Origin of the sequence: Paenibacillus graminis (genome assembly GCF_000758705.1) — a bacterium.
Taxonomy (GTDB): domain Bacteria; phylum Bacillota; class Bacilli; order Paenibacillales; family Paenibacillaceae; genus Paenibacillus_AQ; species Paenibacillus_AQ graminis.
On sequence record NZ_CP009287.1, the window covers coordinates 6,000,912 to 6,027,076 of the forward strand.

The 26,165-nt window shown below is 48.2% G+C and carries 21 protein-coding genes and 3 pseudogenes; 9 read left to right on the forward strand and 15 right to left on the reverse strand.

The features are described from left to right. Nucleotides 1–41: 41 nt before the first annotated feature. From PGRAT_RS25990 to PGRAT_RS26005, 4 genes are all read right to left on the reverse strand, one after another. Nucleotides 42–653 (reverse strand): TVP38/TMEM64 family protein, encoded by a 612-nt coding sequence (locus PGRAT_RS25990; protein ID WP_025708469.1) that lies wholly within the window; start codon nucleotides 651–653, stop codon nucleotides 42–44. Between the two features lie 279 nt (nucleotides 654–932). After that, entirely contained in the window at nucleotides 933–1,805 is an 873-nt protein-coding gene (locus PGRAT_RS25995; RefSeq protein WP_025708470.1) for a glycine betaine ABC transporter substrate-binding protein, read from the reverse strand. 13 nt (nucleotides 1,806–1,818) lie between these two features. Then, entirely contained in the window at nucleotides 1,819–2,652 is an 834-nt protein-coding gene (locus tag PGRAT_RS26000; protein ID WP_025708471.1) for an ABC transporter permease, read from the reverse strand. Then, nucleotides 2,649–3,848 (reverse strand): quaternary amine ABC transporter ATP-binding protein, encoded by a 1,200-nt coding sequence (locus PGRAT_RS26005; RefSeq protein WP_025708472.1) that lies wholly within the window; start codon nucleotides 3,846–3,848, stop codon nucleotides 2,649–2,651. Before PGRAT_RS26005 ends, PGRAT_RS26000 begins: the two co-directional genes overlap by 4 nt. 258 nt (nucleotides 3,849–4,106) lie before the next feature. On the opposite strand from PGRAT_RS26005, the gene PGRAT_RS26010 reads away from it, so the two are divergent. Further along, entirely contained in the window at nucleotides 4,107–4,664 is a 558-nt protein-coding gene (locus PGRAT_RS26010; protein WP_025708473.1) for a GbsR/MarR family transcriptional regulator, read from the forward strand. Between the two features lie 97 nt (nucleotides 4,665–4,761). Here PGRAT_RS26010 and PGRAT_RS31905 read toward each other — a convergent pair whose 3' ends face one another. Beyond that, nucleotides 4,762–9,690, reverse strand: coding sequence for a carbohydrate binding domain-containing protein (locus PGRAT_RS31905; RefSeq protein ID WP_052415734.1), 4,929 nt, complete (start codon nucleotides 9,688–9,690; stop codon nucleotides 4,762–4,764). A gap of 242 nt (nucleotides 9,691–9,932) precedes the next feature. Between PGRAT_RS31905 and PGRAT_RS26020 the strand changes: the two genes are divergently transcribed. Then, a complete protein-coding gene (locus tag PGRAT_RS26020; protein WP_025706442.1) occupies nucleotides 9,933–10,949 on the forward strand; it encodes a LacI family DNA-binding transcriptional regulator in 1,017 nt (338 codons plus the stop codon). Nucleotides 10,950–11,014: 65 nt separating this feature from the next. On the opposite strand, the gene PGRAT_RS26025 is transcribed toward PGRAT_RS26020, so the two are convergent. From PGRAT_RS26025 to ahlS, 9 genes and pseudogenes are all read right to left on the reverse strand, one after another. Beyond that, nucleotides 11,015–11,215 (reverse strand): hypothetical protein, encoded by a 201-nt coding sequence (locus PGRAT_RS26025; protein WP_025706441.1) that lies wholly within the window; start codon nucleotides 11,213–11,215, stop codon nucleotides 11,015–11,017. Nucleotides 11,216–11,381: 166 nt separating this feature from the next. Continuing rightward, entirely contained in the window at nucleotides 11,382–12,392 is a 1,011-nt protein-coding gene (locus tag PGRAT_RS26030; RefSeq protein WP_081758868.1) for a ketoacyl-ACP synthase III, read from the reverse strand. A gap of 1,187 nt (nucleotides 12,393–13,579) precedes the next feature. After that, entirely contained in the window at nucleotides 13,580–14,251 is a 672-nt protein-coding gene (locus tag PGRAT_RS31910; RefSeq protein ID WP_155990386.1) for a hypothetical protein, read from the reverse strand. 1,179 nt (nucleotides 14,252–15,430) lie between these two features. Next, nucleotides 15,431–16,039 (reverse strand): RCC1 domain-containing protein, encoded by a 609-nt coding sequence (locus PGRAT_RS26040; protein WP_025705560.1) that lies wholly within the window; start codon nucleotides 16,037–16,039, stop codon nucleotides 15,431–15,433. Nucleotides 16,040–16,089: 50 nt separating this feature from the next. After that, on the reverse strand, nucleotides 16,090–16,446 hold the full coding sequence (locus PGRAT_RS34120; RefSeq protein WP_081758815.1) for a hypothetical protein: 357 nt from the start codon (nucleotides 16,444–16,446) through the stop codon (nucleotides 16,090–16,092). An 85-nt stretch (nucleotides 16,447–16,531) separates the two neighbouring features. Further along, nucleotides 16,532–17,179: a hypothetical protein gene (locus PGRAT_RS26050; protein ID WP_025705558.1), complete on the reverse strand. Its 648-nt coding sequence runs from the start codon at nucleotides 17,177–17,179 to the stop codon at nucleotides 16,532–16,534. A 332-nt stretch (nucleotides 17,180–17,511) separates the two neighbouring features. Continuing rightward, nucleotides 17,512–17,700: a hypothetical protein gene (locus tag PGRAT_RS26055; RefSeq protein WP_025705557.1), complete on the reverse strand. Its 189-nt coding sequence runs from the start codon at nucleotides 17,698–17,700 to the stop codon at nucleotides 17,512–17,514. 257 nt (nucleotides 17,701–17,957) lie between these two features. Then, nucleotides 17,958–18,852, reverse strand: a pseudogene (locus PGRAT_RS31300) (IS110 family transposase). A 531-nt stretch (nucleotides 18,853–19,383) separates the two neighbouring features. Continuing rightward, a complete protein-coding gene (ahlS, locus tag PGRAT_RS26065) occupies nucleotides 19,384–20,232 on the reverse strand; it encodes an AhlS family quorum-quenching N-acyl homoserine lactonase (protein WP_025705555.1) in 849 nt (282 codons plus the stop codon). 231 nt (nucleotides 20,233–20,463) lie between these two features. Here ahlS and PGRAT_RS26070 point away from each other — a divergent pair, with 231 nt between their 5' ends. From PGRAT_RS26070 to PGRAT_RS26085, 5 genes and pseudogenes are all read left to right on the forward strand, one after another. Beyond that, a complete protein-coding gene (locus PGRAT_RS26070) occupies nucleotides 20,464–20,874 on the forward strand; it encodes a winged helix-turn-helix transcriptional regulator (protein WP_025705554.1) in 411 nt (136 codons plus the stop codon). A 560-nt stretch (nucleotides 20,875–21,434) separates the two neighbouring features. Beyond that, on the forward strand, nucleotides 21,435–22,277 hold the full coding sequence (locus tag PGRAT_RS26075; protein ID WP_025705553.1) for an NmrA family NAD(P)-binding protein: 843 nt from the start codon (nucleotides 21,435–21,437) through the stop codon (nucleotides 22,275–22,277). Nucleotides 22,278–22,325: 48 nt separating this feature from the next. Next, nucleotides 22,326–22,814, forward strand: a complete 489-nt coding sequence (locus PGRAT_RS26080; RefSeq protein ID WP_051424725.1) for a PadR family transcriptional regulator — start codon at nucleotides 22,326–22,328, stop codon at nucleotides 22,812–22,814. Nucleotides 22,815–23,146: 332 nt separating this feature from the next. After that, nucleotides 23,147–23,206, forward strand: a pseudogene (locus PGRAT_RS35010) (hypothetical protein); the annotation flags it as partial. A 19-nt stretch (nucleotides 23,207–23,225) separates the two neighbouring features. After that, nucleotides 23,226–23,651 carry an IS5 family transposase gene (locus PGRAT_RS26085; protein WP_025705551.1) on the forward strand — a complete coding sequence of 142 codons (426 nt, stop codon included), beginning with the start codon at nucleotides 23,226–23,228 and terminating at the stop codon, nucleotides 23,649–23,651. Nucleotides 23,652–23,741: 90 nt separating this feature from the next. On the opposite strand, the gene PGRAT_RS26090 is transcribed toward PGRAT_RS26085, so the two are convergent. Further along, nucleotides 23,742–24,185, reverse strand: coding sequence for a hypothetical protein (locus tag PGRAT_RS26090; RefSeq protein WP_025705550.1), 444 nt, complete (start codon nucleotides 24,183–24,185; stop codon nucleotides 23,742–23,744). A gap of 354 nt (nucleotides 24,186–24,539) precedes the next feature. On the opposite strand from PGRAT_RS26090, the pseudogene PGRAT_RS35015 reads away from it, so the two are divergent. Both PGRAT_RS35015 and PGRAT_RS31305 read left to right on the forward strand, forming a co-directional pair. Next, nucleotides 24,540–24,744: pseudogene (locus PGRAT_RS35015) on the forward strand (YheC/YheD family protein); the annotation flags it as partial. A gap of 740 nt (nucleotides 24,745–25,484) precedes the next feature. Beyond that, nucleotides 25,485–26,162, forward strand: coding sequence for a hypothetical protein (locus PGRAT_RS31305; RefSeq protein WP_238326930.1), 678 nt, complete (start codon nucleotides 25,485–25,487; stop codon nucleotides 26,160–26,162). Nucleotides 26,163–26,165 lie beyond the last annotated feature (3 nt).

Below are 26,165 nucleotides of genomic sequence, written 5' to 3' on the forward strand. Positions count from 1 at the left end.
AGGAGGCAACGTCCTTTTTGTAGATAAGGACACAACATCCGCTATTCCATCCGGCTGCGCTTATCCTCCTGCAGATGTCCCCAGTGGAGACGGATGAAGATTCCGATAAGAATTACAACAAACACTCCGTACCAGAGAAGGAAGCCGTTCCATTCCTCTCTGGAGACAATCAGTGTCGAGCCGATCGTTCCGAACAGCCAGATGTATGAAAGATTGCCAAGAACCGTCCCCCAAATAAATGCCGGGACCTTCATCGGCGAAACCGCCGACATGAAATTGATGATGTTGCTGGGCATGATCGGGACCGTGCGCAGCAGCACCAGTGTCCAGATGCCGTAGCGGTCCAGGTAACGCTGCCATTTGTCATAACGCTTCAGCTTGGAACGCCATTTCCGGTCGAACCAGTCAAAAAGAAAGCGGCGGAACAGAAAATAGCTGAGCATCGCCCCAATATTACAGGCCAGCCAGCTGACAAGCATCCCTCCAATTACATTAAATACAGATACATGCAGAACAATTAATACCGCCAAAGGGAAAAATCCGAACAGACTCTGCAGCACCGTAAGCGGGATGGTGACCAGCAGAATATACGGTCCGCTGAGTCCAAATAACTGCAGCAGCCAGTCGATCCAGGCATTGATGGTCTCTGTCATGGAGCAGCCTCCTTTCTTCTTCCGAAAACCACCGTCAATGCCTATTACATCCTTTTGCACATAAGAAGTGACAGCCCAGGCGAAAAAATTACAAATTCTTTATATTTCCAAGAAAAACACCCCTCACGGGGTGTTTATAGAATAGATCTGCTTATAAGATGTGTGTATGAAAGGAACATGATAATCAGCGTACAGGTTACAGAATTGTAGCCTTATGTTCCTTCATCATAGCACACATTTTCAGCTGCTGCAAAACTCTGCAGCTCACGCAGAGTGATTTTATTTTATTCCGGCGAGCCAGGTGTTCACTTGATCCTCGTGTTCCGAAACCCAGTCTTTCGCTGCATCTTCAGGGGATTTGCCGCCTTGGATTTCGACCATTACCTGTTCCATATCCTCCGGCGTCCACTGGAATTGATCCAGGAAACGGTATACATCCGGCATATCCTCCTTCAGGCCTTTGCGTACCATGGTGTGGATCTGCTCCGCCCCGCCATAGACGCCTTTGGGATCATCCAGGTACTTCAGATCCATATTGGCAAACATCCAATGTGGCGTCCACCCGGTAACGACAATCGGCTTATTGTCTGTATAAGCTTTTTGCAGCTCCTGTGCCATCGCCGCCGAAGAGCTCTCCAGCAGTGTGTAATCGCTTAGTCCATAAGCATCGATGGCCTTCTGGCTGGCAGTCATGATGCCGGCACCCGGCTCAATTCCGATAATTTGATTGTTCAGGGACTTCGCCACACCGGCATTCTTGAGATCCTCAATGGAGCTTACATTCATATAGGAAGGGACGGCAAGCCCGGTCTTGGTCCCTTCAAGGTTGGCCCCCAGGTCCTCTATATCCTGTCCGTACTTCTCCAGATAAGAAGCATGTGTGCTCGGCAGCCAGGCGGCTGCCATGCCATCGGCACTGCCGTCGGCAATCCCGGCCCACATCGGGCCGGCATCCACCTGCAGCATTTCTACAGTAGCACCCAGCTTCGATTCAAGCACCTCTTTGACTACATTAGTGCTGGCAATTTCCGAATCCCAGGCCACATAGGCCAGCTTCACCGTTTGGTTGGCCTTGGACGAGCTGGATGAACATCCGGCGGCTACCGCTGTGAGCAATATCAGCATTAGTATTCCCCATGATTTTTTCTTCATATCAATAACACTCCTATCCTTTTTTTGGTTTCACCAGTTTCTGAGTCAGGCGGTCAAGCAGTATCGCGATAATGACAATTGCGATCCCCGCTTCAAAGCCCGCGCCGGTCTTGGCTTGCGACACTGCCCGGTATACATAGGCGCCAACGCCCTGCGCCCCGATCATCGACGAGATGACGACCATGGACAGGGAGAGCATAATCGTCTGGTTAACGCCGGCCATGATTGTCGGCAGGGCAATCGGCAGCTGCAGCTTGAACAGCTTCTGGCCCGAAGTGGAGCCGAACGCATCAGCCGCTTCCACCAGCTCCGGGGATACCTGGCGGATACCCAGATTGGTCAGGCGGATGGTAGGTGGAATAGCAAAAATAATTGAAGCAATGACACCCGGAACGACCCCGAGTGAAAAGAATGACACTGCGGGCAGCAGATAGACAAATGCCGGCATGGTCTGCATAAAGTCCAGAATCGGTGTCACTGTATTCTGGACCCCGGTGCTCTGCGCGCAGAGCACCCCAAGCGGAACGCCAATCAGCACAGCCAGCACCGAGGCCGTCAATACTAGCGCAAGTGACTGCATCGATGGACCCCATAGACCCAGATTGTCAATCAGCAGCAGCCCGGCGAGCGCGAAGAGTGCCATACGCCATTTGCCGATCCAGTATGCCAAAGCGGTTATAATTATAATCAACACAAGGGCTGGAAGAATAGTGAGCGCTGTTTCGATGCCGTTCACCATTCCGCCGATGACCGCATGAATGAAGTCGAATAACGGACCCAGGTAGGTGGTTAACCAGTTCTCCAGCCATTCGACTGCCTTGCCAAGCGGCAGCTTAGGAATATTCATCGTATGCCCTCTCCTTCCGGAACCGCATTGCCTGCCAGGGCAGACAGCACGGCCCCTTTGATAACAATGCCCTTCAGTTTGTCCGCCTCATCCACAACTGCAACAGGCAGATGCGTCCCTGACATGAGTTCAAAGAGATCATTCAGCAGTGTATCCGGAGATACACGGGGAATCTCTCTGCGCATGACCTCAAGAATCGTCCGGTTCTCCTTGAGCGCCTGCGCCGCATCCTCCGCAGTAACCACTCCCTGCAGCTTCATTTCTTTATCAGCAACATACAGACTGGAGACGCCGCTGTCCCGCATCAATTGCAGCGCAACGCGCGGTCCGCGCTCCGGCCGGATCATTTCCGGCTGGCGCATCACATGTGCTGCGGTCAGTACCTTGGACAGATCAACATCTTCGACAAACCGTTCCACATATTTATTGGCAGGCTGGATCAGAATCTCTTCCGGCGTGCCGATCTGTACAATTACGCCATCCTTCATCAAGGCGATCCGGTCGCCGATGCGCAGGGCCTCATCCAGATCATGCGTGATGAATACAATCGTCTTCTTCATTTTGGACTGCAGTTCCAGCAGCTCCTGCTGCATATCCTTGCGGATCAGCGGGTCCAGCGCACTGAAAGCCTCATCCATCAGCAGAATATCCGGGTTATTGGCAAGGCCGCGTGCCAGGCCCACCCGCTGCTGCATGCCTCCGCTGAGCTGATCGGGACGGTGATGCTCCCAGCCTTTAAGGCCTACGAGTTCCAGAGCCTCCATGGCAAGCCGGGTTCTTTCCTTTTTCTCTACCCCCTGCACTTCAAGACCATATTCGGCATTGGCCAGCACCGATCGGTGCGGGAACAACGCAAACTTCTGGAAGACCATTCCGATATTTTTGCGGCGGAACTGGCGGAGCTGTTCGGGATTCATTTTGACGACATCCTTGTCTTTAAAAAGCACCTGTCCCCCCGTAGGCTCTATCAAACGGTTCAATAACCGGACCAGAGTGGACTTGCCGCTTCCCGACAGCCCCATAATGACAAAGATTTCTCCTTCTTCGATGCGGAAGTCCGCCCTGTTGACTCCAACCGTCAGCTTGGCTTCCCGGGCAATTTTCTCTTTGGACCATCCTTGCGCAAGTAATGGAAGAGCCCGTACCGCATCATGACCAAATACCTTGGTAAGCTGCTTCACCTCAATAATTGCCATGGTGACCTCCTTCTTCCGTATAACAGATTTTCGTCTTGCTTCACTCAAACTAGTGTAACGGACATGTGAAATACGACGCAAAGTTCATATACGCTTAAAAATTAGTGTACAGTTTTAACTTTACGTACTTTATGTATAGAATACTCCGTTTAACGGCAAATCCCGTTCCAGATGAATTCTTTACTTCTGCACAGGGATTTGATTACAATACACAATAGAGGTTTGCAGTCATTAGCCTACACCTCAGGAGGGACCTTTATGAATGATTTAGAAGGGCTTGCGCCCGAACAAGTGGAGAGAATCAGCAAAGCCCGGGAGCGCGTCATCGATTCCATCGGCAAAAATATGGATTTGTACGGAATAACACTGTCCATTGGGCATTTATACGGTTATATGTACTTTAATCAGGGGCCTGTAACGCTGGACGAGCTGAGCCGGACTATGGGAATGAGCAAGACTTCCATGAGTACAGGGGTGCGCACCCTGCTGGATCTGAAGATGATTGACAAGGTATGGGGAAAAGGCACCCGGAAGGATTTGTTCGAGGTGGTTCCCGATTGGCATCAGAACTTCAGTGATTACTTCTCCATTAAATGGAGAAAAGCCGTTGAAGGAAATATGGCCGCGCTCAGCAAATCACTGAACGAAATCAAACAAATGAAAAGTGAGTATGCGGATGAACCGGGAATGGAACAGCTGCTAAGTACCGATGAAGTCAAAATTGAGGAAGCGATTAAATACTACCGCTGGCTCCTGAAGCTGATCGAAGCACTGGAAACCGGTAAAATCTTCGAACTGATTCCTAAAGAATCCTAGGGTTACTGCATCGAGTTTTCATATCCCCGTATAAAAAACAGCCGAGATCCTGGAGTTAGGATTTCGGCTGTTTGGTGTCTATGGGGTGCTTCGGCCCTTACGAAACCTCTGTCAAACTCACATTATCGATGAAAATATGATTGCCTGCCTGAATCGCGCTGTTCGTACCTTCGCTGTTGCCCGCAATCAGACCCATGGTGTAATCCCCGCTTTTATGCTCCACAGCCACTTCAATCAAACGGTCTACATCAGACCGGGCTTCAAAAGTCAGCGTGTACGTCTTGCCCTGCACAAGCTTCAAATTGGCATAATCCACCTGTGCGCTGTAGCTGGCGGTTCCCGTACCTGTCAGTGATACGGCAAGTTCCCCATCCTGCGGGGCGGCAGAGCCGGTTCCATCAAAATATTGCGACCAGCCTGTTAATCCCTTTGCCGGATCGAAGGTTCCATTATCCAGCTTACCGCTGGCCGGTTCTACTGGTGTGCCGCCCCCGCCTTGCACCTCCGTCACCCTAATGTCGTCAAAAGAGAGCGTATGCGGTGTTCCATTCGCCGTCTTATCAGCGCCCATCGCTGCACCGATCAGATAGTTCAGCTTCAGCGGGTTACTGTTATCCACGGTAAACTGGGCACTGTAGGTTGCCCAAGTTGCGGTAACCTCGAACTTCGCCTGTGCTGCTGCGGCCGAGGTGCCGCTGTATTCTACGATAATCTGCCTTGGAACGGTCGATTTGGCTTTGAAGCTCAGCTCATACGTCTTTCCAGCCTCCAGCGGGATGCCCTCCTGGAAAAACTGCGTATGCCAGGCTGCCGTACCGGCAACGTCAATTCTAATCTCCGCCACACCTTCATTCACGTTAAAAGAAGACACACCGCCTTCCCCGGACCACGTGGACCAGCCCGTTGTACCGCTGGCGAACGAACCGTTGACAACCAGATTGTTGTCATTTGCCAGAATGGTCTGGGTTACCGCAGCGCTGACATATCCTTCGGCTTCCACAGTTATCATGTAGCTGCCTTCAGCAGGGAAAGCGGCTGCTTCTATTGTAATTTTGCCCGCTTGGACGGTATATTGCCCTCCGGCAAGTGCTGTACCGTTGACCTTAACGGCTGTAATGCTGCTGCGCCACGCCGCATTCTCGGTGAACGTCAGTTCTACCGGCTGCGATACCCGGTTGTTCGTACTGTCGGCAAGCAGCTCCTGCGGTTTGGCGGGGGCATTTTTGATCTCAAACCTCACATTGTCAATTACAAGCTCATGCGCCTGCGGAATACTCGCACCATCGACCTTGCCCAGCAGGAACTTCAGCGCCAGGGTATCATTCACACCTTGCCGGAATTCGAATCTGTAATGGGTGGTTTCCGGTGTAATCTTTATGATTTGCCCAAAAGAAGGCTGATACGAAGCATTCTCCGCATTGACGCTGATGCTGCGGGCAACACTTGCGCTAGCGTCGAATTCGATAATATAGTCCATCCCCCCGGCAACCTTCAGCCCATTCTGGAACAGCATGACCGAATAGGGCTGATTGCCGGTATTGGCAATGTTGAATGTGGCTGCTCCCCCCGCAACCGCAGCGGTGGCCGCACCGCCTTGCTCCGTCAGCAGCCGCTCCCAGCTATTGAAGCCAAAGCTGAAATCCCCGTTCAACAACGGATAATAGACCAGCGAAGGATCATAATAGAAGCTGGTCCGCAGCAGCAGGAAGTTATCCAACTGGACGCTCCCCGCTGCCTTGCCGAGATGGAGCACAAATCGTCCCAGCGTGTCAGTTGCTCCGGCAAGATCGGGGAATACCGCCTCCACCTTCTGGGCTCCTGCCTTCAGCAGGACCGTTTCTGAAGCGTAGACGGTACCGTCCCTGCCCTGAAGCTCGATTACCGCCGTGCGCGGAGAAGGGACATCAACGTCAAAGACAAGCTTGTAATCCTGGCCCTGGACCAGGAAGATGCCTGTCTGCAGCAGACGGACATCCGCGCCATCGCCGCCAGTCCCGCTGATCTGCAGATTTAACTTGCCTGTATCGCCAACACTTGGGCTGACCTCTGCACCTCCGGCGGCTTCGGCATGCCAGTAGCTGAGCCGGTCCGGCTCACCCAGATCAAAGGTGCCGTTATAGAGGTGGTTGCCGCTGCCCAGCGGCGTTTTGGCGCTGTCATGGTCAAACGGAATGCTGCCGATCTCTTCGAGACGTGCATTCCCGATCCATACCGGTGAAGCGTTCGTGCCCAAGTTGAATTCTACCCGGGCCGCAATATCCGAGTTCTCCTTCATCTGGAACATCGTTTCGTAATGCTTCAGTGATGAGGTCAAATCCGCCTTGAGCGACGGGGAATAGGCCTGATACCTGCGGGATTCTCCGCCCGTGAGCCGGACGCTGATGTTCCGCGAGATGTCTGTCTTTGCATCGAAGCTCAGCTTGTAGAATCTTCCCTTAGCCAGCGGCACAATGGCCTGCGGCTGGATGGAGTACGAGTTCCCCCCAGGGCTGCTGATATTCACCTTGAGGTAGTTCCGTCCGCCGATTTCGTCCAGCGATACCGCCGCATCCGCCCCCGCTTCCTTATACAGCACCCAATGGGCTGTATTCGGGATGCCCATTCCGGCATCGCCTTCCTTTTGCTCGGTGAAACCGTTGTTGTAGATCAGGTTGCCGTCTGCAAGCGGCGGCAGTGAGCCTTCAAGGTAAGGCTCCTTCGTAAGTGTTACCGGCACCGGCTGGCGGTAAGGCCGCCCTGTCAGCTCATAGACTCTGACGTAATCGATTTCCATCGATTGCGGGAACACAGTCTCCGCCGTTGGATTACCGTCGAAATTACCGCCGACCGCCAGATTCATCAGCAGATGAAATTCCTGGTTGAACGGTGCCGGATAAGCGTTGTTCGCCGGCTGTCCATTGCTCCGGCTGTACCAGTCATTTTTAGTCGAATATTGCACGCCGTCCACATACCAGCGGATTTCCCCCGGTTCCCATTCAATCGAATAGGTGTGGAACTGTTCAATCGTGGAATTGCCCGGCAGCACATATTCCTTGCCGGAATACACATTATCCGGCCACTGGGAACCGTAATGGATTGTGCCTGCAACCGTGCCTGGACGGCTGCCCCAGCCTTCCATAATGTCAATCTCCCCTGATGCGGCCCATGAACCGTAGACATAGTCCTCAGGCAGCATCCAGATGGCCGGCCAATAGCCTTTGCCTACAGGCGCTTTGGCCCGGATTTCGAATTTACCGTACTTCTTGCTGAACAAATCTTTGGTTTTGATCCGCGAGGAGGTGTATTCCTTGCCGCCCTGCGCCTCTTTGCGCGCAGTAATGATCAGCTTCCCGTCCGCTTCCTTCACATTTTTCTCCTCATTCGTGTACCATTCCAGCTCATTGTTGCCCCAGCCCGGATTCCCGACTGCCGTGCCGTCTCCCAGGTCATAGGTCCACTTTGCCGGGTCAATGGCACCGTCATTGAACTCATCCCTCCACACCAGCGTCCAAGGATCAGCCGGAGGCGTTGGCGTGGCCGTTGGCGTCGCCGTGGCCGTTGGCGTCGCTGTGGTCGCCGGCGTCGCTGTGGTCGCCGGCGTCGCTGTGGCCGTTGGCGTCGCCGCCGGGGAAGTGCCGGAGCCGCCGGCCGGAGCCTGGGTGGCGGCCGGCGGTACGGCAACCGGCCCGCTGCGGCCCGGCTTCAGCGGAACGCCGCTGACGGTGACGCCTTCGGCGTTATTCTGGGCGGTGCCAAAACTGCCGCTGCCCTGAATGGCCGTGCCTTTGGCAGCCGCGGCAAGCAGCAGCTCTGCGACTTGCGCATGATCTGCAAGCACAACCTGGCTGGGACTGCCCAGGGTAAGCTTGCCGAACTTGCCGGCGAGCGTCAGCTTAACGCTGCCTGTGGCGGATGAAGCTGTGGAGACAGCGGTGATGTTCCCTTTTAGCACTGCTGCTTTTACGGCAGTTGAGACTTCGACATCCGTGAAGCCCTCTCCAGTCAGCCCGTTCTCTTCCAGAGTGGCGCCGGAATTCAGCAGCACCGTTCCAACCGAGGTTGTGCCGCTGGCATACATACGGATATTTCCATCCCGTTTGGCGGCCTGTACTCTGCCAATCACACTGTTCTGGAGGCCCGTGCCTTGCTCTCCGCCGCCGAGAATGAACGTAGTACCCGTAACTTTTACTCCTTCAAGTATTATTTTGCCTTCACCAATACCCTCCGAGAGATAGAGATTGCCCTCAACTACAGTATCCTTAAGGGTGATATCGGCATGGCTCAGCACCACGTTTCCTTGCACCTCTCCGAGGGTAATCTCCCCTTTCGAGCGCACCAGACCCGGCACCATCCGGTCCACCATTTGGGCGAGCTCTGCGCGGGTAATCCGCCCCTGCGGCTTGAATGAACCGTCTGGGTAGCCTTTTAAATACCCCGCATCCGAAAGCGCTGCCGCAGCATCCTTAACCTCATTGTCTGTCCCGGCCAGATCGCTATAAGCCGCCTGTCCCCCGAGGTCCAGCCGAAAAATCTTCTGCAAAGCCACAGCCGCCTCCGCACGCGTCAACGGAGCAGACGCTTCAATGCGGCCGTCTTTGCCTGCAATTAAATAACCTGCGGCGATGCCCTTGGCAATATCACTGCTGAACCAAGCAGCCGCGGGCACATCGCCAGGGAGGGCGGCCGCTTCCGCGCTGTAATTAAAAATACGGTTAATAATTACGGCAAACTCCGCCTTTGACACGGGAGCGCCCGGCCGGAACGTGCCGTCCCCGTAGCCTCCGACAATTCCATTTTCAATCCAGCGCTGCACAGCACGGGCTGCCCAACTATTCGCAGGCACATCAGAAAACGCTTTCAACCCATTGTAACCGGAAGACCTGCCCTCTGCTGCCGCTACGCTGCTTGTCTGGACAGCTGAATCCGCAACTTCAACAGGCTGACCCGAAGCAGCCCCGGCAATATGCCCGCCGCCGCCGCCCAGCGGGGATAGTAACCCTGAGAGCAGAGCCATGGCGGTAAGCAGACCGGATACCTTTTTTTTCATTCTGTTCATTCCTCCTCGAAATCCTACGGTTCTTTCCAGTTCCACAAAACGAAATCGGTTTCGTAAATATTTGCGCCAACACCGCTTTTCCCATTTCAACACACCACAATTAACACAGCTAGCCTGCAAAACCGTTTGACTTGCTCCGGCAAGTTGAATAGACTTAAATCCATGAATAAACGCGGTGCGGCAGTCTTTTTGGACTAAGTGCACTGATTAGCGGAGGGTGGATTTCTATGCAAATGAATATTAAAAAAATCGCGGAAATGGCGGGAGTCTCCGTCTCCACAGTTTCGAAAATCATGAACAATTACAGCGATGTTTCCGAAAAAACAAAAAAACGGGTCATGGAAATTATCGAACAGACCGGATATTCCCCCTCCAATTCTGCCAAGACACTAGCCACCAAAAAGTCCAACCTGATCGGGGTGATTTTTGCCGGCGAGCTGAATGTGGAGTTTACACACCCTTTTTTTGTTGAGGTGCTGAATTCCTTCAAGAAGCAGATGGGTGTGCTGGGCTACGATCTGATCTTCTTTTCCAACGAGAAATTCATCAGCAGCGGGGATTATTACTCCCGTTGTCTGCATTTTAATGTCGACGGCTGTGTCATTATCTCCGGACAAAAAATGGAGCCGGCGATCCGCGACCTGGATATGAGCAGCATTCCCTGCATCGGGGTAGACCTGGAGCTGACGGGTAAAAAGTCCGGATATGTGATGTCGGATAATTTCCAGATCGCCTCTAAGGTGGTGGAGCATTTCTACCTGCTGGGCCACAGGGAGCTTGGTTTTATCGGCAGCACAGCCGACTCGGATATTTCCAACCTGCGGGAGGCCGGGTTCGTCAAAGCGATTGAAAGCTTTGGCCTCACGCTGAACCGCAAATGGTTCGTACATGGGGACGATTTTTTCGAATCCAGCGGCTACGCGGCCATGCGCCAGTTGCTAGAGAACGGGAGTAGGCCAAAAGCAGTCTTCGCCGCCTCCGATCTGCTTGCCCTTGGCGCAATCCGCGCTTTGAAGGAGCAGGGCCTGCGTATCCCGGAGGATGTTGCCATCATCGGCTGCGATGACATCGAGGCCTGCAAATACACCAGCCCCACACTAACCACGATCCGCCAGAACAAAGAGCGCCTGGGCGTCCTCGCGGCACATATGCTCTTCGACCTCATTAACAATCAATCGGACGGCGGTTCCTTTGTCGTCGAACCGGCGCTGATCGTCCGCGAATCCTGCGGCAGCAGGTTGACCGGCTAGCCCGGGGTGCGGCTTAAGGTAAAATTCAACCATGAGATTCAAGTGTGAAATTTTTATTGTAATGTTCAATTGTCAGATTCAACCCGGCCGCTCCAAAAAGTGCCCATTGCCGCAAAAAGGGGGAATTCTAGAATTTCTATTGCACAAAGTGCAGTTAAAACGAATTCCACCCCGATTTTGAGCAGTTTTACTGTACAAATAGTTACTTCTTCAAGCGCTGCTCCGGTTGCTCCTTCAGATACTGCTTTCTTATAAGCAACCTTCACTTACCTGGGCGTACTCCAATTCACCTTTATTAAACATCCCCCTCTCCAGCGAAAATTCACTTTCCGTAACAGCCAATACTAATCGAAATACTTTCGATAATATAATCCCCCATTTGATGGAAGGGTTCAAGGCGCTGTTTTTCTGGTTTTGGGTGTCATTTTTCGGTTATAGCGGAGTAGGCGGCGAAACCTCGGGAGCCAGCTCCAGCTTCACCAATTGACCGGCATGCGTCAGCCCGGCACCGAAGCCATACAGCAGGATCTGCTGTCCGTTCAGGACTTTGCCTCCGCGGATACCAAGATCCAGAGCAAGCGGAATGCTGGCGGCAGAGGTGTTGCCGAAATACTCCAGGCTGTATAAAGCCTGTTCCAACGGATAGTTCAGCCGCTCACAGATGGGCTCAATCATCCGCAAGTTAGCGCTGTGCGGAATGAACCAGTCCACCTGATCCAAGCTGATTCCAGCGTTGTTCAGCACCTGCTGCACACCCTGCGGTACAGTCCGCACCGCCCAGCGGAACACTTCGCGGCCATTTTGCACCAGCTTCCCCGTATCTACCAGCTCAACCTCATTCACACTGCGCGACAGGCCTGTGCGGTATACATGATGCGCCCCGCTGCCGTCGCTGCCCAGATGGAATCCGGCAAAGCCGTCCAGTTGTTCATCACTCTCCACCAGCACGGCCCCCGCCCCGTCACCAAAAAGAATGCAGGTGCTGCGATCGGTATAGTCGGTGATTTTGGACAAGGCATCCGCGCCTAGAACCAGTACCTTGCGGTGCAGACCGGAAGCGACGTAGGCATGTGCCGTATGGAGCGCATAGACAAACCCGGCGCAGGCAGCACTCATGTCTATGGCTCCGGCGGTAGAGGGAATACCGAGACGGTTCTGCAGGATGGACGCAACCGAAGGAAATGGGAAGTCCGGTGTGCTGGTGGCGACGAGAATCATATCGACATCCTGAATGCTTTTGCCATAACGCTTCATCAGATCCAGCACGGCGGCTGTACACAAATCACTGGTATATTCATCCTCGCGGCTGATTCGGCGCTCACGGATTCCGGTCCGCTGGACAATCCACTCATCATTGGTATCCACCATCTGCTCCAGGTCGCTGTTCGTAAGTCTCCGGGCCGGAACATAGGACCCGATTGCGGTAATTTTGGCACCTTTCAAGAATATCACCTCATATTTTATGATTTAGTATCTAGTATTAGCACTTGGTACTAATTATAACTTCATGTTGCACGTTTTGCAAAATAAAATCATGGAAACAGGCGATGCATCAGCAGTCCTCTTTAACTTAATAAGGAGTATTCTAAGCAAACTTCATGACCCAATAAAAAGAGCCATGGTCTCCTAAACGGACTACGGCTCCATCTGCTTCTTACACTAATTTCATGACGCTGCCGAGGGCGCTCCTACAGTGGCACTTTTGCCATTGTTCCGCCCACTTCCCGCCGGTGGCACTCTCGCCTAGCCTAACGGCTCTAGCTGCTTCCGGCAGAGAGCTGCGCCAACCGGCATCCCCACGGATGCCGATTCTCCCCGCGGCAACCCTTTAGTCCTCAGCCTCAGCCTCGCTATACAAAGACTGCATCTAGGCAATCGGCAACGGTGTAGTAGATGGCTGACGGTGGACGGCTGGTGGTTGGCTGGTGGACAGCAGGCGGACGGCAGGTGGGACGGCTGAGAGACGCTACCAGCAACGACAGACGGCAGTCCTGCTGTAAAACAGATACAAGCCGTACTTTCTGGATCTATCCAGAGGATACGGCTTGTTCGGGGTCACAATAAGTTGCAATTTGCTTGCTAAATCCCGCGACTTAGCCCATTTAGTACATTTAGTGGGAATTAGTATAGTTAATTCATGGAAACTGCGCTGCATCAACATTTAGTGGGAATTAGTATACTTAAATTAGCGATAAACAAGGTCTGGCGTTACTTAGGACTAAATTAAGTATACTTTTTCCCACTCGCGGTGCTAGAGGAGAGAAATTGCTCAATTTAAGTTTCCTTTTTCCACTTAAGTGGCGCACAAGTAGTACTCATTCGCAGACTCCAGCTGCTGCACAAGTAGTAAGCTTTCGCAGATTCACAGCTATATAGATTGAACTTGTGATTTTCTATTTTGGGATTTGGACGTGACTCCGGGGAATGTTTGGACTTCCGGCCGCTGTGGACTGCAGATTTCTTAGATTTGTACCGCTGTTCGCGGTGGAAATCCGCAGACAAAGGCGGGTGCTAACGCTCCTACAGTTCCAAACTTACTTCCCCCCACCATTTTATCCCTTTTTCTAATTTTCAAGTTCAATCTATATAACAAGCTTCACAATCGCCAGCCCAAGTGACCCTCGCCGCAATCACTTCTCGAAACCCTTAGGTTTGAGCGATTTTCTTTTTCTAATGAATAGAGTGACCGCAAGGGCCAAGAGCAGAATAACAGCGCCGCCGGCGATGGCGATATTCCAGATATTCGGTACATACACCACAAGGCGCAGCGGTTCGGAATCAGCCATCGTAATATGCCAGGTCAGCGTATTCCCGTCCTGTTCAGCAGCATTGTTTGGCCCGTACAGATCATAGGGCAGTGTTAATTTAAAATCCAGCGCCAGATTCTGCATCAGCAGCCGGACCAGCGGCTTCGGTACACTCAGCGTTCCAAGACCGTCTATAATCTCATCCGAATAGGCATTCAGCTTGGGCTGAACCGCTGCATCATACCGGGTATACAGCCATTTGCCCTCTGTCTTGACTTCAGTGTCGACGAACTCCAGGCTTCCTGCATTCTGCATATCCTGTATGGAGTCATAGGATTTAAGGAATTGGTACACCGTGGATTTGCCGTTTTTTGTTTTGTGCAGTTCGATTCCGGCGGCCTGCAGCCTGCTGGTAAGCAGTTCCTCTACTTTGCCGCCGGCCAGCGATTCCGCGCGCGAGTCCAACTGGAGGCTGAAGGCAATATCTATGCCTCCATCCTTCTTCACCGTGACATGCGCTGTCCCATTGGCGCGTTGAGGTTGTAAGTCATGCATTTTCTTTAATGGATTGGGCTCTATGCCCCCTGCAATATCGGTTTGCTCATTTTGATAGGGAATCACTTTGAAATTGAAAGCGACCAAACAAATAAGAAAATATACAGAACACTGCTTTATAAAACTCAAAGGAAAATTAACTGACTTCTCCATTATGCACCTACTTTTTATATGTATTTACGTTATATCATTCAGTATACTATGTAAATCACCCTCTATCACTTGAGGATAACCTTCTTAAGCTGCTGCTTATTTTAATTTAATATGAGATATGTTATGCCTTGGAAATACTCGTTTTTATCGAGGATTGGAAAATGGATAATCATAACACATTTACAGGTAAGCCTACAATGACCTCACTGTGATTAAGCTGATCATTAAATTAAATCATTGAAAATCGTGAGTTTGCTTAATATCAAGCCACCCTATCGTTTAGAAGAAACCCTTTCACAGCAAGCTGAGGTACTATTGCCGGAAGCCTCGGTTATCTTTACCTAATCGGTGATGTCGTTTCTGCTTTCTCCACAGAGAACTAGGATAGTCTGCTTCGATCACGTTTGATTTCGGTACTAATGGCCCTCTTCACTTGATTCTAGCTTACTGCCTTTTTGAGAACCTTCGCCGTACATGTTACCATCTACCATGCAAGATTCGGTACAGGCCCGCTAACTAAGCTATGCCCCTTCAACCTTTCAGGTTTATAGAGCGTATCTTTACGGCATTCTAAAATAATTCCTCCATGCAGAGGATGTTCTCCCCAATCCACTACATTTTCTTTCAATCCATGCCGTTCCCGATACGCTAGAGAGCTCTTGACTAATGCTCCAAGGTATTATTCAGGTTCCATGGCATTCGTCTAGCCCGCGAGACTTCACTTCCTCTGTCTCCACTTGCCAGGTCTTTTTGACGACGCAGCAGGATTCACTTGATGTTGCAGTCTGGCTTGTCTCTTACGTAATCACGTTAATGAGCCTTTGCACCACCTTTCACCGCACGCAGCCTCCCAGCTAGGTGCGAACTTGATCCTTCCTGGACCGGACTTTCATCGACTAGAAATTATGTGCTTACCGGGGCATGTCAACACAAAAATACCTTCAAGATTCCTACATATCATTCGATATGTTTTCTGTCTCTTGAAGGTATTATGTTTCTTCCTTCCAACGGTACAGGAAGACTTTACTATTTAATGATCAAATAACAATTTTCCGACCATTCCGACCATAATGTACCATCAAATACTTTAACCTTTACCATTAACAGCTTGTAAGTCGGAAGATTATCTGTGACCGTCCAACCGGCCGTATTGCTGGTCGTATTCTGGACCACGGTCCTCGAATCCAGCACGACTTCTCCCGCTTCATCTAGAATCTGTACCTGGAATCCGGTAAATATGGTCCCTGCACTGTCGTTTTGTGTCCACCCCATACTTGGGGTGGTTATCCCCACCACTGTCGGTACTTCCTGGCTTTCCGACGGTGTGGTCAGGGTCACCTTTGGCGCTCCATTGGTCTGTACCAATACTGGCACCAAACGGTTGGTCAGGCTTCCGTCTCCCAACTGGCCGTATCCATTGCTCCCCCACGACCATACACTTCCGTCGCTGCCCTTGGCCAGACTGTGGGTTCTTCCTGCCGACACTTCCCGGATGCCGCTCAGTCCCGTCACTTGGATCGGTTCCCAACGGTCCGTCTGGGTACCATCTCCCAATTGACCCCCGTTGTTATACCCCCAGGCCCATACGCTTCCATCACTCTTGACGGCCAAACTGTAGGACTCTCCACCTGCCATTCCAATGACTCCATTTATTCCTGGTACCTGCTGCACTCTTTCCGAGTAGCTTACACTTGTCGTTCCATCCTCCAGTTCTCCATATCTATTGGATTCCCCATGCCCAGAGTGTCCCGTCTTTCTTCAAGGCTAACTGGTGTAATGCTCCGGAGGCGATCTGTTTGAACGCCCGATAGATTGTCTACTTTGGCAAAGGTTGAATTCACCACTTTCCACACAGTTCCATCGTTTTTCAGCGCCAAAACTTTTGTTTTAGCTACAATTGCCGTTATTCCGCTCAGACCTACCGCCTTGACCGGCGTTAACCGTTGGGTATTTGTTCCATCCCCCAACTGATTATTGGAGTTATTTCCCCAGCCCCAAACGGTTCCGTCACTCTTCAAGGCCAGGCTATACCCACTGCCGATGCTATGGCGATGACTCCGCTAAGTCCTTATCAAATTACAAATCCTCTTCATATAGTTCCATATCGTCTGATCAAGTTATAATTGATTATTTTATCTCTAATCCTAAATCTCCGCATACTTTATAAGGGTCACAGAAACTAATACTTTTATCTATGTCTATTACAAAATCTATCAGTAATCTTTCATTACTTTTATTAAAAACTTTTAACCTGACATCTTCTCCATATGTTAAACCGAGTAACCCGTCGACATCGTTTTTCTTAATCTCCTCATTAGTAGTTTTATTCAATACAACAACGTTAACATTTCTTATCTCCTTGAACCTTTCCCTACTTTTATCAATATTCACTCGATATGGTAGGTGTTCTTGTTCTATTAAAACATCTACTTTTTCCATAAACTTTTCATGGTTCGAGAAACTAATATTAGAAAGTTTTTGATTTAATGACGATTTTGATTCAATGAGCCAAGGTGTAAGAAAAAAAAAGAGAATAGTTGTAGCGACACAGATAAGAAGCAAAAGTTGCATTTTTTTTTCTAATAGGTGTCTTGCAAAAAAAAGATAGATTACGATACACAATAAAAAAATGGTAATATTAAAAAATAAAGAATCATAGTGGGTTACTTTGAATAAATCACCACCACCAATAGAAAAGATTATTCCTATAACTAAAAACCACATGCCTACTCCAATTGCTGCGCTTAACGCAATAAAAAATATACTCATTTTCATTTTTTTATTCTCCTTTGACTAGGTGCCAGGTTCCCCATCATCAAAACAATTAGAATAAGTGTACAATTTTATATCTTCCATTCTCTTCATCAGCAGACTAAAAATCGAAAGTTGTGAACTCAACAATACATCCAAAAACCATTTAACCCCTTTTATGTAATCATCGGTAAGTTAAAGAATAAAATGAATAGTAACCCTATGCTTTACAACACTCTATTTCAGTTCACTTTAAGTCGTCTGTGCCTACCTTCAAATCATGGGTAATAGGAGGAAAAAATTAATAATCTATTATAGTGTAGAAAAGTCCAGAAAAGCTCATTTGAGTGCTGTGATTAACCATTGGCGCGTTGAGGTTGTAAGTCATGCATTTTCTTTAATGGATTAGGCTCTATGCCCCCAGCAATATCGGTTTGCTCGTTTTGATAGGGAATCGCTCTGAAATTGAAAGCGACCAAACAAACAAGAAAATATATAAAACACTGCTTTGCAAAACTCAAAGGATAATTAACTGACTTCTCCATTATGCACCTCACTTTTTATATGTATTTACGTTATATCATTCAGACTAATATGTAAATTCCCCTTCAATACTTGAGCATAGTCTGTTATCTTCAAGTTTTTCACCCATAGCATAGTAACACCTCCAAATCAATAATACTGCCAGTAATCTGTATTGCTCGGTCCACCTGTCCTCCAGTACCGCTATACGCCTATCTGTGGGCATCGTTTGATGGGTATCTCTTTCCCAACCCTATAAATGTCCAAAGAAAATAAAGTCTTATAAATTTGCGCAGGCCACGAGTGCCACCTTGTGTGGTTTTCCTTCAGCTCGTTTACGGTCGTAAAACTCTTTGAGCCGAGTGTTACGAGAACGAATCAGCCCGCACTGGACAGCCATAACCAGCGCATAACGAAGCTGCCTGGAGCCACGTTTGGTGATTCGATTGCGGGTTGCCGTGAACTTGCCTGAAGCGAAGACAGTGGGGTCGATGCCTGCGAAGGCAACCAGTTTTTTAGGGTGATCAAATCGCTCGATTTCTCCTAATTCCGATAAAATTGTTGCAGCAATTTTATGGCCAATGCCGGGAATCGACCCGTTTGGAGTACCATATATGAGGTAGGGAACTCATTTAAGAATCGAAGTGGGATGCTTGAATACATGGCCCCAAAGACACCTTTGTACGCAGGGAAAACTTGATCCAGAACAGCTTGGAACTGCAATTTAGTCTGCACGCACATCTTGGAAAGAGACTCGTACTATCGCGTTAGATAGCGCAGATTAAGTAGTTGCATCCCCTTTTTTTGAAGGGCTCAAACTCTTCTTTGTAATACAACTCACCCAGAAGATAAGCATCTGCAGCATCCGTCTTCACTTTACGAAGGGTGGACTTCCTAAGCCGATTTGAGATGAGCGGATTAATGACAATGTACAGAAAGTGATGCTCCTCCAAGAATTGAGCAACGGAGCTTTGGTAATGCCCAGTTGCTTCTAGAATAAGCATAGTTCGTTGACAAGACACGTGCTCGACATCCTGAATAACTTGAAGCAGCTTCGCCAACCCTTCCCGAGTATGCTCGAAATGGAACGTTCCTCTGTAAGATTTTCCATGCTCTAAAAAAGCTTGTCCATGACTTTCTTCTTTAGAAATATCTAGGCCGATAACAGGATTCATATAATTTCTCCTTAATATAGATTTGCCGGCAACCCTATGTTCTTCTTTTCGCTCCATAGCATCGCTTGTTATACGGGATCTCACGTCCCAACCAGCCTCAATCATGGTCATGACAAGTAGGGGTGAACATTATAGCGCTATGGATCTAGTCCCACGGGCAGGTACGTTCGACCGGGCTAACTCAATCTTGAAAGCAAATAAAAAAAAAGGATCAACCAGTAAAAACTGGCTGACCTCATAATACGAACGGGCAGGATAGTTACAGCATCGTCTCCCGTTAACATCAATGTCTACGTATTTTGTCTCCGTATTTATTTTAGTTCTAACTCCCATAAACATATCTGCTCTTACATAGGGTAGGGGCTCGATCTGCTCGAAAGGAACGGTGCTTTAATAAAACCGATTTGTAAAGATGAACGGCATTAGGTAGCTGTAGCTTGGTGCTACTGCCCAAAAAGAGCGATGTTGCGCGAAGCCAGCGTACGGTTAATGGTGGCATGGATGATTTTCCGTCCGTATGAGAAAGTTGAGTTATTCATAATATCCTTCAGTAGATTTTCTCAAAGTTTTGAATTGATCCATATCATGCCCGAACCACACTTGGGAATTCGTGCGGGCAGCCAAAGTGCGAATTTTCTCTACTGCGTTTCGATAGCCGATCAAATCATAAATAATACCAGGCGGCTTGACCGGAGGACCAAAACTTTCCGCAGTATAAATGGCATCGGAAGCTAAAATGATTCCGCCGGTTTCTGGCATTTCGATCTGAAGACCTAACATTCCCCATGCATGACCGCTTCCGAAATTCAAGATTTTGATACCATCCACCAGATCCAAATTGTCTTCTCCCGTTTTGATCATTTTCCATTGCAGCTGGTTTTTGATCCATGCGTCAATATCAGCCCACACATAGGCTCCTTCTTTTTCATTGCGGGCGTAGGTCTGCAGTGCTCCATTAAACTCATCCTCATGGACAATAATGGTCGCGTTCGTGAACAATTCGAGGCATCCTGCATGGTCCAGATGCAAGTGGGAGACAACAACATACTTGATTTCCTCAGGTCTAACCTTAAGCTGCTCCAATCGGTTATGCAGGTAACATTCCTCGCTTGCCACCCATGGAGACGACAGTTGGGTCGATTGTGCCCAGCGCCCTTGAGCGCCCATTGAGTTTGGGTTGCAGGCTGTATCAAACAAGATTTTCCCCTCAGGATGGTCAATCAACACCGTATAAATTGGAAACTCCATGAATTGTGTCTGGGCATTCGGATTATTAATTGTTGCTGGATTATGCATGGAGATGATCCAATTTTTATCCATGCTCATTCGACCGTTATCCAATACATATAGCTTGGGATGCATTTTTATAATATTTGTCATGTTTATTACCCACCCATCAAAGTAATCCAGTACAAGGTAACCCCTTTTGGGAGCGCATCTTCTTGCTCTTGGAACACCCGGATTCGCCCTTAAGCGGTGTCTTTGCTATGGCAGATTTAGCTTAAGCTGCTCAGTACTGGTATAGACATACAGTAATGCAAAAAATAAAATGATATAAGTAGGCACTTTAAAGTGTCCTGGGAACTTCATAGTGCATAGGAGGGGAACTGTTTGGCACATTCATCAACAACTAAACAATCTAATATTTCGTTATCCAATTGCGGCTATAGCAAAGTTCTTGATATTATCTCTAACAAGTGGACTGCACTTGTTATATATGCCATGGAAAACGGTAAAATCAGATATGGAGAAATGCTACGGAGGGTTGAGGGGATATCTAAAAAAATGTTTACCCAGACGGTACGCAAACTGGAACGTGATGGATTGGTTCAACGACACATTATTCCTACAGTACCTCTAAGTGTCGAGTATTCACTAACAACATTAGGGGAAACATTGCTTCAGCCGATGAAAGAGTTAAGGCAGTGGGGAAGAGAAAATTACACTCAAGTTGTAGAGGCGCGAGTTAAGTATGACTCTGCTTATACTCCTGGTTCACATGAAGCCGGCAGCATAAATTGATGAACTTTACAGTACATGAAATATTACGTCGTAATAGTGCAGTCTTGGATATCCGCTAGGCCTTGGAAGACTCTTTGAAGAGGCTGAAAACGGACTATTTCAATTTGCCTAACGAGCACCGCTTTATCCGGGAATGCCGACGAATTACCGATTAGATAAGTATCTAACTGGGCTTCCGTGCAATTTCATTAAGTGAACGGGCAGGTTAGTTGAATAAATGGTACAGGATCAAAAAAAGTGAAAAAGGTGTAATAAATGAGGTTTGAAGAATTTTATGTTGGACAAATTTAAAACTAGTACCTTGGCCCGTGCTTTTGCCTCCGGCTTCCTTCAGATCCACCTCACGGTGGACACCCTTGCCCTTGGCTAACGGTAGGCGCTCGCCAGCCCTCGTTCAGGACTTTCACCCTAGAGATGACGCCCATGCTGGGCGTACTATCAGAACACAGTCCCCTGGGGCTGTGTTCTTTGTATAATATTCCTTGCTATATTAGTCTAATTAGACTATATTATGATTCATGGTCTAATTAGACTAATTTATTGGAAAAGAGGTCCTTATAATGTTATTTATTACTGGAGCAACTGGAACCGTTGGAAATCGGGTTGTAAATTACCTCAAGCTTAAGGATGTCAAATTTAAAGCCCTCACCCGAACACCTGAGAGGCTGTTAACAGATCGGACAGATCATATGATTGTTGTCACCGGCGATATCAAGGATTGCAGCGCCTGGTCAGACAGCCTGCGTGGCGTTGAGACCTTATTCCTGATCCTGCTGGATGATGCCGAAGAGATTCTGCAGGCTGCTCGGGCTAAGGGCGTCCGGAACATTGTGTTCTTATCCTCAGCTTCCATTAACCGGTCGGATGCCGGTTACAACGAGAATGCCCTTAAACATAAAAAGGTCGAGGATCAAATTCAGGCGTATGGCTTTCAGTATGTTTTTATCCGGGCCGAGGCCTTCATGCACAACACCATTTACTGGAGGGACCTTTTTAGATACAATAAGGGAAAGATCCGGTTACCGGCCCTTGAGGCTAAGCTGGCCAGTGTGCATGAAACAGATATTGCCGAAGTTATCAGTGTGGTTCTAACCGATTTTGGCAAATTCTCCGGGCAGGTCTTGACGCTTACAGGGGCGAATATTCTTAGCCAGAGGAACATATTGACAGAAATCTCTAAGCAACTGGGACAATCGCTTGAACTGGAAGAGCAGACGATCGGGGACTTCCGTTCGTATATGAAGAACTACATTGCTGAAGAGTATATTAACCTTAGAGTCCAGGATTGGGAGTATACAGTCAAGCATCAGCTCGGCGTGACCGACACGGTGCTGACGATTCTTGGCCGGGAGCCTTATACGTTCAGAGAATGGATCGCTGAGCATCTCCGTGATTTTCAATAATCGATAGAAAGAGGAATTATCATTATACCCTTATTAATACTGGGTCTGTTGAAGGATTGCGGACAATCCAGCGCTTATGAATTGTTGAATGTCTTCAAGGAACGGGATTACAGGTATCTTGTTCATATGACGAAGGGATCGCTGTATTACAACCTGCAGAAGTTAGCGGGGGAAGGCTTGGTCCAGCTGGTTGAAGTCGTTAGCGTTAACAACTATCCCGAACAGTACATCTACGAGATTACACCGCAGGGCAACGAGCATTTCACATCGCTGATGGCCAAATATTCGCTGCAGACAGACGATATTACGTTAGCCTTTTATATGACCACGCTGTTTGCCCACCAATATGATCCTGGGCAATTCAAGTCGGCCGTAGCGGTGCAGATGGAGCAGACACGGCGCAAAATTGCTGAAATTGATCATGTGCTGGATGCCAAGCAAGACAGGATCTACGATACTGCAAAGTCGATGATGAATAATGTCAGAGCGCACCATGAATTGAACCTGAAATGGTTTCAGGTGCTGCTGGAACAGTAGGGCAGCGCACTCCCGGGGAAGAGGAATTGAATATTGGTATATGAAGCGCAAACCCCCTTGTATCTGTTGAATGCCGCAGATACAAGGGGGTTTTTTGCGTAAAAAATCTGATATTTTTTTGATACAAATAGATTACTGGAACAATGAAAAGAACTACCGGAAAAAAGACGGCGTTGAATCGTGCGGTGCTTACGGCTTGGAATGATTGAGTTCGCTTGCTTCTCTTCCATGCAGTGCGATAATTTTATCGGTATCGTATTCCCGGTCGGCCATGACGTTTTTGCCTTCGGCGTCCATTTTTCTTCAGGATTTCAAAATTAAGTGAACGAACCATGTTTAACGCTTTTCTATGGATCGCTCGAAGTGGTGCTGCTTGGCGCGAGTTACCGGAGGAACGCTATAGGACACGAAGTGAATCAGCACATCGGCGTCAGTCGTGGCGGAAAGACAACCAAACTTCATACCGTCGTCGATGGATTAGGAAATCCCCTCGCTTTTCTTCTGACGGGTGGTCAAGTCTACGATTCTGTTCCAGCGATCGATTTACTTCAGAAGCTTGATATTACAGGAAGTCATATTCTTGGCGACAAAGCCTATGGCTCCGAAGCGATTCGAAATTGGATTACAGCTAAGCAGGCATCCTACACCATCCCGCCTAAAGCAAATAGTCAAAACCCGTGGAAAGTCGATTGGTATCGGTACAAAGAACGCCACTTAGTGGAGTGCTTTTTCAATAAAATCAAACACTTTCGCCGTGTGGCTACTCGTTACGACAAGTTGGCCAAGTCATTCTTGGCGTTTGTATTCGTAGCTGCCATCTTCAAATTGGCTCAATGAGGAGTTTTCAGACACGACCTAAATAAAGAAACGAAAATTGTAATAATTATACTGATCGAAAAAATCCTTTTCATAGTACTAATCTCCCCTCTATACTTTCGAACGATTGACTTCTTTTCTTATTTTTATGAGATAATATATAGTCAAAATAAACTGGATTACTAAAATGCTCCCAGGGAGCAGAATAAACATTTCAGCATAATATTTTGGGAAAAATTCAATAGAAACAACAACCCCATACTCACTATCTCCAACATCTTGTATTGCTTTGAAAAATAAAATGAGTAAACAGCTTGGGATCGTAGTTACCAAAAACCAGTTGACATGGTATTTTAACCTCTTAGTCCTTATGAATAAAAAAGAATTAATAAAACATAATAATAGCGGTACAAAGTATACCTTAAATGAGTATTTTAATAACTCTGTTCCCCATCCCTCTATCCTTATTTTTAAGAAATAGATTAAGATCAGATGTAGTCCAACAGCCAATAGTACATAAAGAATGGCTTGAAGTACTGTCTTTATCGATTTCATCTTTCGCCCCCCCTTTTTTGCTACTCTTTTACTTAATACTCGTTTGATATTCATCATCTTTCACCGAGTTTATTTTCCCTACCTCACAAGCCCTGATACTACGCTTGAATTTCCATGTAATTTGAACATAAATACTAAATACCCTTTTAATGCAATCATCGGGAATTTGAAGGCGAAAATGAATAGTAACCCCTATCACCCGAGTCAAAATTAGAATTTTTTTGAACTGATTTAAAGTTTATGAGCCTAGAACAAAGTAGAACCTCTTTATTGGACCTTTTGAGTTCAGATTACACAAATAAATTCCAAGAAATGCTGTACAGATCGTAAAGCTTAAAGTATGACCTCGACCTCCGGATTCAGCGCAGCAAGCGGTTCAAGCAGCTGCTGCGCTTCCGCGCGCGGTACGGCCACCTGACCTTCCTGAACCGTCCGCTGCGCAATAAATGGACCGTGTACCAGACCTTCTCGGTAGCATATGCCGGAAACCTTGTTATATCAGTCTTCCGCCAATCTGCACCGGATACTGAAATCCAGTCCGGTCGTCTATGTCAAGCCAGCCAGCTGTCCTAAAATAATAAAAAAGTGTTAGACTCGGAAAATAAAGTTGTAGACTGAGAAAATAAAGTATTAGACTGGCGGGCGCTTCATTAAGCTTATGGGCAGTTTAGTGAAACCACACAGTTTAACGAACGTAATCATTATTAAATTTTCCAATATGCACATCCGGAGGTGAACTTGACTGGAGCATTTTTATGACTTGGTTCAATTGGCATTCTCGATTATTCTCATCTCTTCCTTAGTGTTACTTCCTTTCACCCACATTTCTTTACAAAAGGTACACCGGGGTCATGAAATTGCTGCAGTCGATTCAACTTGGTTTGTGGCCGTCAGGCTGTCGCAACCGAGCAGCATTCAGCGGTGGATAGTGCGTATCGCCAGACGAAGAGAAGCACCTGATGAAGAGGACAATGGTCTTTCCCCACATTGAATTCCATACTTTCAATTAGGGAGGACTATGATGAAAAGGTTTTTGTTGCTCCAAAAATGGGCCAAGCCCATTCTCGTCTTGTTGATTGTGTTCTGTGAAAATAAAGTGTTAGACTGAAAAATAAAGCATTAGACCTTGAAAATAAAGTTGTAGACTGGAAGCCGGCATTAGCCAACGGGCAGGATAACGCAACCATTAGATGAACTTATGGTTCTCATATGATAAAATCGAGCGGAGATTCACTTCGCAGACAACTGGTGGCACTACGCGCCGAATGGAACTTGGTACTAAAAGGAGGGGCAGGACACATGCGAGATGAACAGGAAATATTCGCGGGCAAAGGATATAACAGGTCGTACGCAATTGCTACGGGTCTGCCGATTTTGAATATTAGGGGTAGTATATCGCATGAAAGTACCGGCCAACTACCGTTTCCTTGGGTGCCGACGGGCATCAAGATTGATAAAGAACATATGTTGGATACCGTAATGAAGCAGAAGTCACTCGAGGATTTGTTCAATATGCAATTCAGTAAGGAGGAAATGACCGACCGCAAATTGGTTGTAGGCTGTTATGAATACAAGAATCCGAAGGACAAGGATCAAATAACGCTATATGCCCTGGTTGGGTTGAAGGAATTTCTCGCGAGATACGGCGATGAGCGGGCATTGGAGATTCAGATGCGGGTTGGCTGCGCATACGGGAAGATTATGGAGGAATGCGATGAAGCCATTGAAGAACACTATGCAGTGTTGCGCCATGCACAGCATTTGAAGAATCTGAGGGACAAATATGACGTTGTTTACGAATGGGTTGAAGAGGAAGGGCAAAATACGTACATTATCAGATACACCAAGTCGGGGTATAAGAAGATTGAAGCTAAATCACTCGTAGAGTTGAACAAACTCTACGATGAGCAACGGAAGAAGGATGCAAAGAAGACGTTCTCGACTCTGGAGCCGTTAGAAGCATTCATGCAAGCATAAGAA